This is a genomic window from Spiroplasma endosymbiont of Cantharis nigra, assembly GCF_964019925.1.
Taxonomy (GTDB): domain Bacteria; phylum Bacillota_I; class Bacilli_A; order Mycoplasmatales; family Mycoplasmataceae; genus Spiroplasma_A.
This window is the reverse complement of sequence record NZ_OZ026470.1, coordinates 148,222-160,471: the sequence shown is the minus strand read 5'-3', so window position 1 is coordinate 160,471 and position 12,250 is coordinate 148,222. Positions and strand designations below refer to the sequence as shown.

At 26.3% G+C, this 12,250-nt stretch carries 10 protein-coding genes; all 10 read right to left on the bottom strand.

Annotated features, from left to right (window positions below):
- Position 1 precedes the first annotated feature (1 nt).
- The 10 genes from AACL04_RS00745 to glpO all read right to left on the bottom strand — a co-directional run bounded on the left by AACL04_RS00745 (position 2) and on the right by glpO (position 12,170).
- Positions 2 to 1,393 carry a sigma-70 family RNA polymerase sigma factor gene (locus AACL04_RS00745; protein WP_339030497.1) on the bottom strand — a complete coding sequence of 464 codons (1,392 nt, stop codon included), beginning with the start codon at positions 1,391 to 1,393 and terminating at the stop codon, positions 2 to 4.
- Positions 1,393 to 3,345, bottom strand: coding sequence for a DNA primase (gene dnaG, locus AACL04_RS00740; protein WP_339030495.1), 1,953 nt, complete (start codon positions 3,343 to 3,345; stop codon positions 1,393 to 1,395). The genes AACL04_RS00745 and dnaG overlap by 1 nt, the downstream gene beginning before the upstream one ends.
- A gap of 16 nt (positions 3,346 to 3,361) precedes the next feature.
- A complete protein-coding gene (locus AACL04_RS00735; RefSeq protein ID WP_339030493.1) occupies positions 3,362 to 4,729 on the bottom strand; it encodes a glycine--tRNA ligase in 1,368 nt (455 codons plus the stop codon).
- A gap of 102 nt (positions 4,730 to 4,831) precedes the next feature.
- Positions 4,832 to 5,614, bottom strand: coding sequence for a DNA repair protein RecO (recO, locus tag AACL04_RS00730; protein ID WP_339030491.1), 783 nt, complete (start codon positions 5,612 to 5,614; stop codon positions 4,832 to 4,834).
- Between the two features lie 9 nt (positions 5,615 to 5,623).
- Complete coding sequence (era, locus tag AACL04_RS00725) at positions 5,624 to 6,526, bottom strand: GTPase Era (protein ID WP_339030489.1); 903 nt, start codon at positions 6,524 to 6,526, stop codon at positions 5,624 to 5,626.
- A gap of 11 nt (positions 6,527 to 6,537) precedes the next feature.
- Positions 6,538 to 7,683, bottom strand: a complete 1,146-nt coding sequence (locus AACL04_RS00720) for a hypothetical protein (RefSeq protein ID WP_339030487.1) — start codon at positions 7,681 to 7,683, stop codon at positions 6,538 to 6,540.
- Positions 7,684 to 7,713: 30 nt separating this feature from the next.
- Entirely contained in the window at positions 7,714 to 8,385 is a 672-nt protein-coding gene (locus AACL04_RS00715) for a hypothetical protein (RefSeq protein WP_339030485.1), read from the bottom strand.
- A 130-nt stretch (positions 8,386 to 8,515) separates the two neighbouring features.
- Positions 8,516 to 9,292, bottom strand: coding sequence for an MIP/aquaporin family protein (locus AACL04_RS00710; protein WP_339030483.1), 777 nt, complete (start codon positions 9,290 to 9,292; stop codon positions 8,516 to 8,518).
- A gap of 57 nt (positions 9,293 to 9,349) precedes the next feature.
- Complete coding sequence (gene glpK / locus AACL04_RS00705) at positions 9,350 to 10,852, bottom strand: glycerol kinase GlpK (protein WP_339030481.1); 1,503 nt, start codon at positions 10,850 to 10,852, stop codon at positions 9,350 to 9,352.
- A gap of 163 nt (positions 10,853 to 11,015) precedes the next feature.
- Positions 11,016 to 12,170, bottom strand: coding sequence for a type 2 glycerol-3-phosphate oxidase (gene glpO / locus AACL04_RS00700; protein WP_339030479.1), 1,155 nt, complete (start codon positions 12,168 to 12,170; stop codon positions 11,016 to 11,018).
- Between the last annotated feature and the right edge of the window lie 80 nt (positions 12,171 to 12,250).

Genomic DNA, 12,250 nt, shown 5'->3' with positions numbered 1-12,250 from the left:
CTTATCCTTTAAAGAAATCTCTTAAAACTCTTGCTTTAGGATTTGATGCAGATGGTTTAAATTTTCTAATTGTTTTTGCTTCAATTTGTCTAATTCTTTCTCTAGTAACTTTTAATTCTTTTCCAACTTCTTCTAAAGTTTTAGGTGAATCAAATTTTGAAAGATGTAATTGGATAATAGCACTTTTGTATTTTTGAATTCTTTCAATTGATGTATCATAGTGAATATCTAAATTAGCAATTTCTTGTTTTAAATCTTCAAAACTATCATCATCACATTCTTCTGCTAATCTAACTAATGTTCTTAATTTAGTTGGCAATATTCCAAATCTCATTCTTACAACTTTTTCTTCTCTTGGTGCAAGAATATCACAAAATACTTCATCGATTACTTCTCTTAAAGCTTCTTTTTCAGCATATTCATCTGGTGAAGAAATATCTTTATCTTCAACAAAGTCACCAAAGTGAGTATCATCTTCATCTCCAAATGGTTTTTCTAAACTAACTGGTTCAATTGATAATTTTTTAATTTCAATAACTTTTTGTGGAGTAATTCCTTTACCAAAAGTTTTTGCAATTTCTTTTGAAGTTGGATCTCTTCCTAATTCTTGAGTTAATTGTCTTTCAATTCTTGTAAGTTTATTAATTGTTTCTACCATGTGAACTGGAATACGAATTGTTCTTGCTTGGTCAGCAATAGCTCTTGTTATTGCTTGACGAATTCATCAAGTTGCATAAGTTGAAAACTTAAATCCTTTTTTATAATCAAATTTATCAACTGCTTTCATTAACCCAATGTTTCCTTCTTCAATTAGGTCAGCAAAATCAAGTCCTCTATTTAAATGCTTTCTAGCAACAGAAATAACTAATTTAAGGTTTGAAGTAATTAATTTATCTCGACCTTCTTTAGCAATTATTGGGTCACTATCTTCTAACATTTTTGCATATTGAACTTCTTCATCTTTTGTTAAAATTTTTGAAGCTCCAATTTGGTTAAAGTATGATTTAATGATATCTTGAATTTTTGTTTCATTACTAATTCCCCCAACACGATATTTAACAGGAGCATTATTTTCGTTTGCTTTTTTTAAATCTTTTCTTTCTTTATCTCTTTTTCTAAACTCACCTTCAAGTTCATCAGCATCATCTTCATCCTCTTCTTCTTCATCTTCATCTAGTTCTTCTTCAATAAGGTCATCTGTAAATACTACTTCTCTTTTTGCTAATTCATCAAAAAGTAAACTAATTTCTTCTTCTTCTATATCTTGAAATTTTTTAAAAATAACTTCTTGAATTTCCTCTTGTGCTATCTCATTGTCATTTTTATCTAAATAAATTCAAAGATAGTCTTTAAATTCTTCCATTGTTTCAAATTTTTTTAAGTTTAGTGCCATTATATTTTTCTCCTTTTTTCATATATTTTATTTCTAAGTTTTAATAATTCTTCTCTATGTTCTGCATAATTAATTTTTAATTCATTGTCTTGAGTTGAATTAATTTTTTCGCTATAAAGCATTATTTCATCTTCAATTTTATAAAGTTCTATTGCGTCAAAACAATCTTCTAATCCCTTGGGTGATAAAGTTTTTTGCAAAGCCGTGAAATGTCTATTTTTAATTTCAAAAATATATTCACAATAATTTTTATTTAGTTTTTTTATTTCATTTGCTATTTGTTCTCAATTATGACCAACATAGCCATTTTTTTTATATTGTTCAATTATAAAGTTTATTGTTCTTTTAACATTAATATTTTCAATATTATTTATTTTTCTATCCAAATTATCAAGTAAAGAATCATTATCTAAAATATTTCAAACAATTGCAGCCTCTGCAAAATTTTTAGAATGATTTTTTTTAACTTGCTGAAGATTAGATTGTACTATTTTATCCTTCTTAATAGTTTCATAACCATATTCAGGAATTTCAAATTGACTATTTTCATCATTTACAAAAGTATTTAACATTCTGTTGATATAATCTTGTCCCTCGTTAAAGTCAACCATATTATTTTCTTGATAATTTACATCTATATTTTTTGAAATACTAGATTTTACTTTACTAGTTGCTTTGTTTAAAGTTTTAAATATAGTACTTTTTTCAAGTCTTGTAATATCTGCCAAATTTGCAACAACTGATTCAACAATGTTTTCTTTACTTTCATATTTCAGAACTGTAATAACTTTTTCAATAAAATCATTAACCTTTAAAGAGTTTTTTATATCTAAATCTTTTGAAAAAAATCTAGTAGCAAAGTTTGCAGGATGGGAACTATTTTCAATCATTTGATTAATTAAATTTTTTTCTCCAGCTTTAACTAGTTCATCTGGATCTTTACCAGTATTATTTTCCACAATTGTTACATCAATATTTTTTTCAAGTAAAAACTGAGAAATTTTTAATGCTGCGTTGACTCCTGCTTTATCTCCATCAAGAAACAATTTATATTTCTTAGCTACTCTTGAAAATAATTTTAAATGATAATCACTCATTGTTGTTCCCATAATAGCAACTGAGTTTTTTATATCAATGGCTTCTAAACTTATAACATCCATGAAGCCTTCCAAAATAATTATTTCATTTTTAATTCTAGCCTCTTTTTTTGCCTTATCAAAATTATAAGCCAATTGAGATTTTTTAAAAATTAAATTTTCACTACTATTTTTATATTTTGGAGAATCATTTGAATTAATTACTCTTCCAGAAAAACCAATAATATTTGAGTCTTCATCAGTTATTGGAAAAATTAATCTATTTTCAAAAGTACAATTGTAATCTACTCCACTTTTATAAACTATTGCTGAGTCAAAAATGTTTTCTTGTGAAAAACCAAGTTTAATTAAATAATCATAAACTTTTACATTTTTTGGACAAAAACCTATTTTAAATCTTTCAATTTCTTGCTCACTAATTTGTCTTTCTTTTAAGTAATCTCTAGCCTTAATTGAAAGTGAAGAAATTAATAAACCATTGAAGAAGTTCGCGGCAGCTTTATTTATTTCAAATAAAGTACTCTCTTTTGAATTATGTTTTACTTTATTTTCAAATTCCTTTAAACCATCAATTTTAATATTTAAATCTTTTGCAATTAAGGAAAGTGCCTTAAAAAAAGTTATATTATTAAATTCTTGTACAAACGTAATAACATTTCCACCAGTTCCACATACAAAGCATTTAAAAATTTTTTTATCTGGGGATACATTCATGGATGGATCTGAATCATCATGAAATGGACAAATTGATACATAGTTTCTTCCCTTTTTTTGAAGGTCAATATATTTGCCAATAACATCCACAATATTAGCTTTTAATAAAACTGAATCAATTTGATTCTGTGAAATTGCCAAATTTATCACTCCTTACTTAAAGTATTTTTTTTAATAAATACTCTTTGAGACTTTTAATTTCAATTCTCTCTTGAATCATAGTGTCTCTATTTCTAACAGTAACACTGTTATCTGTTTCAGTGTCAAAATCAATAGTTATGCAATATGGCGTTCCAATTGCATCTTGTCTTCTATAGCGTTTTCCTATATTTCCTGTTTCATCAAATGTTGCATCGAAATCAATTAACATTTTATCATAAAGTTCTTTTGCCCTTTTATTTTGCTGTTTTTGCAAAGGCATAATTGCTATTGAATATGGAGCAAGTTTATAAGGAAGTTTCATTACAATTCTTTCTCCACTGTCAATTTTTTCTTCAACATAACTTTGACAAAAAATTGCTAAGAGTAATCTTTCAACTCCAACACTTGGTTCAATTACATTGGCTAAATATTTTTCATTTGTTTCTGGATCTAAATAAGTTAAATCCTGTCCAGAATGGGTTTGATGTTGTTTTAAATCAAAATCACTTCTATGAGCAATACCCCATAATTCACCTCTCCCAAATGGGAAATCAAATTCAATATCCACTGTTCTTTTAGCATAATGAGCTAACTCATCTTTTTCATGTTCTCTTATTGAATATTTTTTTTCATCAATGAGTACTATTTTTTCTAAAAAAAACTTAACTTTTCCTAATCAATATTCAAATCAATCAGTTTTATCATTGGGTGAAAAGAAAAATTCTAATTCCATTTGTTCAAATTCTCTTGTTCTAAAAATGAAATTCCCTGGTGTTATTTCATTTCTAAATGATTTACCAATTTGTCCAATACCAAAAGGCAGTTTTTTTCTTAAAGCTCGCTGAGAATTCTTATATTGCACAAAAATCCCTTGAGCTGTTTCTGGTCTCAAGTATACTGTAGATGCTTCATCTTCAACAACACCTTGATTTGTTTTAAACATTAATGTGAACTGTCTAATATTTGTAAAATCATTAGCGTTACATTTTGGACAATTTATTGATTTTTCTTTGATAAATTCTTCAATTTTTTGATTATTTCATCCACCAACATTAATATCATTAAATTTTTCTTCAATTAACTTATCTGCTCTAAAACGAGATTTACACTTTTTACAATCAATTAATGGGTCATTAAAATTACCTAAATGACCCGATGCATTTCATACTTTTGGATTTAATATTATTGATGAATCTAAACCAATATTATATTCATTTCTTCTTACAAAAAAATCCCATCAAAGTTTTTTTAATTTATTTTTTACTTCTGAACCTAACGGTCCATAGTCTCAAGAATTAGCAAGACCACCATAAATTTCTGATCCTGGAAATACAAAACCTTGTGTTTTTAAATGCGAAATTAGTTTTTCTATTTCTACCTTCATTTTTTCTCCTAACAATAAAAAAAGCAAACTTGATGTTTGCACATATCGAGATACTTATGCATTTTCTTACATTAAATTAGTCTTGTCAATACATTATAAGTGTTATTTATAATGATCTGCTATTTTTTCATTTACATTTAAAGCTACTGTATTTTTTAATAGATATATTGGGCCTAAATAAAATCCTAAATTATTTTCATAATAGTTAATTACAATATTGTGAATAACTATTAAATCAATATACTCATACTTTTGTTCAATATTAAAGTGAATTGTCTTTTTATGAATATTTGAAAGTACTTTTATAAATGACTCTGGTTGAACAATTTCACCAGGTCATAGACATCTTGCACAAATAAACCCATTTTCACTATATTCAAATCTTACAATTGGAAAAGTTGTTTTTTTACATCTAATGCAACCATTTAACCTAAAAGGTTGTACTGTTTCTTGAATTAAATGAGTAATAAAAAATAAATAGTTTATAAATGGATTTTTATTATTATTTATATTTTCTAAAACAAAAATTAGCATTTTGAAAATCTTATAATTTTTATTACTAATTTGTTCTATTTGATCAAGAATTTTAAAAATAATTGATCCATAAACATAGTTATTATAATTCTTAGCTATATCAAAATATTCTTTCTTTAAAACTCCTGTTTTTAATTTACTTATTCTATCTTCGCCTCTTGATTTAAAGATTTCAAAGTCACTTCAACTAAAAGTTTGAACTGAATATTTATTCTTTGAAGTTGATTTATTAACACCTGGAGCTATAAAGCTTAATTTACCAAATTGCTTGCTAAATACTTTAACAATTTTGGCATAATCATCAAAATCACTAGATTCAATAACTACTGCATTTATTTTTGTTGCTCCCATTTTCATCACCTAATAACTATCTTTGTCATATCCCAATTGTTTGATTAATGATGCTGATTGTCTTCATTTTTCTTTTGTTTTAACAAATAACTCTAAATAGAATTTTTTGTTAAATAATGTTTCAAGCTTTTCACGAGAATTAATACCAATTGATTTTATTTTGCTACCTTTGTTACCAATAATAATTCCCTTTTGACTTTGCCTTTCACATATTATTGAAGCAATTACTTTAATAATATCTTTTTTCTCTTCTAAAATATCTATTAAAATTGCAACTGAATGTGGAATTTCTTGTTCTGTTTGCAATAAAATTTCTTCACGAATAACCTCACGAATTAAAAAACGTTCAGGTTGATCAGTAAAAGTTTCATCAGGATAAAATTTAATTCCTGTTTCAGGTAAGCTTTTTTTAATTTCATCTAAAAGCATTGCTAAGTTACTTCCCATTGTTGATGAAACACTAAGAATTTTTTCAAATTCAAAATCTTGTTGTTTTCATTCTTCTACTTTATTTAGAAGTTGACTTTCTGAAAGTAAATCACTTTTGGTAATAATTAAAAATACTGGTACATCTCTTTCCCTTAAAGCATTTAAAATAAATCTATCATTTTCTCCAATAAATTCATCACTAGGTGCTAAAAATAAAATAACATCTACTCCTTTTGTTGAAGATAAAGCTACTTTGTTCATATATCTTCCCAATTCATGTTGAGCTTTATGAACTCCTGGTGTATCTACAAAAATATATTGAGCATCTTGATGAGTTAATATTCCATTAATACGATTTCTTGTTGTTTGTGCTTTATTAGTAACAATTGAAACTTTTTTTCCTAATAAAGTATTTAATAATGTTGATTTACCAACATTTGGTCTACCTATAATACTAATAAATCCTGATCTTATTTTTTCCAATGTATTGTCTCCTAAAGTGTATCTTCTGATTGTTTAACTACTTCTTTACTATCGCGTTCTTCTATAAATTGTTCAAAGGCACTCTCACTTTCAAACATATTTAAAACAACTGCCTTAATTTCTTCTTTGTCTTTAATTGTTCAAGTATATCTTACAGCTGATTTAAACGAAATTATACAAGGGATTATTAATAATAGATATAAGTATAAATATCACATTGTTCATTGTCATGCTACATTTTGAACCATATATAAGCCATAAACTGTAAAAGAAAATAAGAATATAAAGTTGGTTCAATAAAAAATTAAACTTAAACTATTATATGGTACTACATAGGCGGATAAAAAGATAATATAACCTGCAACTAATAAAACATATTTTACAGTATTAAATTGTGTATTTGCAAATATATCCATTAAGTGAAAAATACTTGCTGTAAATATTAGATACCACCCTGTTGAGATCATTAATCTTCTTGCACTAATTTCTCCAGGTGTTACTCAAGTTTTAAATACAAACCCATTTTCTCTATCTTCAGTTTTTCTATAACGATCAACTCTAATTCATTCTCTATTTCACATATTTACATCTGCAAAAACTGATTTTAAAGGTAATCAAGAAAAGACTGCAATAAATATTGCAATAACTCATAATCATTGAGTTCTTATTGCCATTAATAATTCTTGTGGACTTTGAAATTTATGAAGTAAACCAACTCAATCAAGAATGAATAAGAAACTACCATAAAGAAGTGCTTCAGATATATACAAAACATTAAATATTGCTGTAAATATCGAAGTGCCTCGAGACATGGTCATATTAAGCATAACGATTAAAACACAAGCCATTATAAAGAGATGATATGATTGAATCAAAATAAAAGTATTTAAAACATTAATTTGATCAGTATACAATCACAGTTCACTTTCGGGTATTGATGGTGTATTTGCAACATGTTTTTGAACAATAATACGTGCATAAAAGAAAAAGCCAATTCAGATTGCTTGAATTGGAATACTGTAGATTACTTTACAACAAGCTCTTAATCTTGCAATATAATCCCCTTCAGAAACCATTTTAACATGCTTTGATTTTAGAAATCTCTTTGTAATAATTTCTCCTAATTTTCCTCTAATTAGTAAATCAGTCTTTTTCATATTTTCACCACCTTTTCTCTAAAAAAATAATTACATAAATAAAATATTTATTAAAATTAATGCAAAACCAATAAAAGGAACTGCACAAGATACTCAATAAATTATTAAATAGTCTTTTCAAACTTTTTCCTTCTTAGTTAAATTTATTTGTCTAACTTCATCATTTATAACTTTCTTTACCTTAAAAAATTCTAGATATTTAATAAAGATACTAAATCCCATGGCACAAAAAAATAATATTCAAATTGATACAATCCCTGATGAAGAATTAAGTTTTTTCATATCAAATAGTCATGAAAGAATATCTAAATATGAACCTCCCATAATAACTCCAATAGTTACTATTCAAACTCATGTATAAATTACAGCCTTTTTCTTAATAGTTTTGTGAATGTATGTTTTTGCATATAATTCATTAAAATATCAAACTAATTCTCTTGAGTTATATTCCATAGCTCCTCTAAAAATAGTCTTTGCATAATCAATATCTTTGTAAAGTCTTTTTTTATTAATTCCTGTTAGTTTTGATAACTTAAGATCATATTTAAGCTTTTCAAATAGTTTTTCACCATCAATTGATGTATGTAATCTTTGATTCAAAATTTTTCTTTGAATTTTAGAAAATATCAAAGGAGAAAATACTATTATAAATAAGCCAATTGCAGCTAAAACATCAGTTACTATTGTATCTAATCTGATCATCTTTTTTCTCCCTTTAATCTTATAAAATTATATAAAAAAACTAGGTAAAAACCTAGTTTTATTACATATATTTTCTTATAGTAAGTTTTTTAAAAAAATTTAAAAGACAATTACTAACATTTTTAATAAATTATATTAAAAATAACAATCCTACTGTAACTCCAGCTAATAACGGTGCTAATACTGGCACTCAACTATATTTTCAATCTGATGTTCCTTTATTATTAAAGGGCATTAATGAATGAACAACTCTTGGAGCTAAATCTCTAAAGGGATTAATGGCATAACCAGTTGTTCCCCCTAGTGATAACCCCACTGCTAATATTGTTGTTCCAACTAATATCGGTGCAAAATAGTTTGGCAATCCATTTCCATTTGCAAATTTTCCAAAAGACAATATAGCAACTATTAAAACTGTTGTTCCTAAAAACTCCATAGCAAAATTAAATAATGGGTTTCTTTCAGTTGGAATTGTTGCATGCATAGCAAGTACATTTGATTGGTCTTCAACTTTAAGTGAATTTAAAGTATTTTTAATATGTTTATAATAAACAAAATTAACAATTAACTGACCGATCATAGCTCCTATAAATTGAATTAAAATTACTAAAAAGAATAGTGCAACTGGCGAAAGTCCAACATAACCTCCAAAACCTAAGTTCTTACTTTTATCAGAAATAGCAATGGCAATTGTGACAGCTGGGTTAAAATGTGCTACTCCTCCAAAAGCGTTAGCAATTAAGGCCGCTGTTAACACAGCTAATGCCCATCCTACAGTTATAGCTAAAAATCCACTATTATTACCTTTAGTTCCTTTTAGAACTACATTGGCTACAATACCATTACCTAAAATAATTAGTAATGCCGTACCAAATAGTTCTGTTAATATCAATACAGATCAATTCATATTTTAATCCTTTCTTAAGAATAAATTTTATATTTGCTAAGTACTCTATTTAAATTTCTAATTGTTAATATCTTTTAATCAATTTCTAGTTCTTGAAACTGCTTCTTTTCACCCTTTAATTAATTTTGAAGAATCTCTTTTTGGTTCAACTTTTTTATCTACTTTTCATTTTTCTCTAATATCATCAATGTCCTTTCAATAGCCCACAGCAAGGCCAGCCAAATATGCAGCTCCCATTGCTGTAGTTTCTACATTTTTAGGTCTAATTAACTCGGATTCTGAAATATCAGATTGGAATTGAATTAAGTAATTATTTTTTGAAGCTCCACCATCGACTTTAATACTTTTTATATTTATTTTTGAATCATCTCTCATTGCTTCTAAAACATCATTTGTTTGAAATGCAATTGATTCAAGAGCTGCTTTTATAATATGTTCTTTTTTGACACCTCTATCAAGACCAAATATAGCTCCTCTTGAATAAGGATCTCAATATGGAGAACCCAAACCTGAAAAACTTGGAACAAAATAAACTTGTCTATCATCATTAACTTGTTCTGAATATCACTCACTTAATTGTGTTTTATATATTATTCTTAAATCATCTCTTAATCATTGTAAAGTAGCGCCTGCCATCATTACTGATCCTTCTAAACCATAAGTAAATTTATTATTAATTGAATAACCAATTACTGTTAATAATCCATTTTTTGAGTCAATTTTTTTATCACCAGTATTCATTAGAATAAATGCTCCAGTACCAAATGTAACTTTAATATCACCAGATTCTAAGCACATTTGACCAAATAAAGCAGATTGTTGATCACCAATTGAAGATGCAATTGCTATTTTATGATTTGAGTTTTTAGATAGTAGTTCAGGAAATGTATAACCATAAACCTCACTATTACCTTTTATTTTAGGTAACATACTTAAAGGTATATCAAATAATTTTAATAAATCTTCATCTCATTCATGAGTTGAAATATTATAAAGCATTGTTCTTGAAGCATTTGTATGATCAGTATAAAACTCCTTTCCACCAGTAAGTTTTCAAATAAGTCATGTATTAATATTTCCAAAATATAATTCATTATTTAATGCCTTTTGTTTTGCATCTTTTACATTATCTAAAATTCATTTTACTTTACTTGCTGAAAAATAAGCATCAATTACTAATCCAGTTTTTTCTTTAATTATATCCTTATGAGTTTTTGCCAATTCAATACAAAACTTATCTGTTCTTCTATCTTGTCAAACTATAGCATTATAAATTGGATTACCCGTATTTTTATCCCAAACCACTACTGTTTCTCTTTGATTTGTAATTCCTATTGCTTCAATTTGTTCAGGAGCAATATCTTTTGAATTTAATGCAGAGACTAATGTAGTTCTTTGTGTATTTCAGATTTCAACCGCATCTTGCTCAACTCATCCTTCTTGAGGGTAAATTTGAGAAAACTCCTTTTGATTTGAAGCTACTATTTCACCATTTTTATTGACAACCAAAGTTCTTGCACTAGTTGTTCCTTCATCTAAAGTTACAATATATTTTTCCATTATATTTTTCCTTTCATATAAAGTTATGAAATATTTATAATAATTCATTTTTTGTTAGTAAATTACACTAAAAAATTATTAATGTATTATTAAATATTTTTTAATATACATTAAAGAGACTCTTTATATTAAAGTTGAATAATAAAAATTATTTCCCTCATTATTAAAATAAAATATTTTTTTCATATTTATCTCAATTTAATTTTAGTTCCAAATTCATTTGCTCTTTAACCATATCAATTACATAATCAGCAATTGATGGAGCACAAGAAATACCTGGACTTTTTGTTCCAGCCACATTTATAAACTTATTATTAAATTTTGCATACTGAATATAAAAATCATCTGTTTCTTTATAAATAGGTCTAGATCCTGCAAATCTAGAAATGATTTTTGACATATCCAAAGAAGGTATTATTTTTTTACCTATTTCCTTTATTTGATTAAATTTCTCTTCAGTTATTAAGTTAATATCTTCTTTAGCAACATTATCTTCAGATGTTGGTCCTACTAGTAAATTTCCTTCCAATGTTTTAGCAACAATTACACCCTTACCATGAATTGTTGGAACCATAAATAAAACATTGTTAACTTGATTTTCTTTAGTTTTTTTCAAAACTATATATTCACCTCTTTTAGTTGAGAGTTGAAAATCATTATAACCACTTAGAGCTGATATTTTATCAGCAAAATGTCCTGCACAGTTTATAATAATCTTCGCCTTATAATTTGCATTTTCAGATGATATATCAAAAATATTATTTTCATACTTAATAGAAATAACTTTTTGATTAAATTTAACATCCACTCCATTCTTTTTAGCATTTTTTAGAAGTACACCAGTTAATTCCACTGGATTAATAATAAAAGAACTAGTACATAATAAAGCTTTTGTTACTTCTTTGCTTATAGATGGTTCAAGTAATTGAATCTCTTTTTTATTAATTAAAGTTATTTCTTCTTTTGTACATCCATTTTTAAAACCACCTTCCATTAACATATCAAGGTGTTTTTCTTCTTCCTTATTAAAAGTCAAAACTAGCGAGTTAACAGGCTTATGATTAAAATCTAATTCCTTAAATCAATTTTCTTTATATCTCTTTCGTCCAAGTAAGTTTAACTTTGCATTTAATTTTCCAGGAGTTGGATCAAAACCTCCATGAATTAATCCTGAGTTTCCTGTGGTAGTTTCTAAACCAAAAGAAGCATTGGCTTCTAAAATTATAACCCTCTGCTTAAATTTAGATAGTTCTCTTGCAATTGACGCTCCAATAATTCCAGCACCAATTATACAAATATCATAATTATTTTTAGTCATAAGTATTCTCTTTCTATATAGTCTGTAAATATTCAATTAAATGTAATAAAAATTTTTCTCTATAATTTTTCCACTTTTTC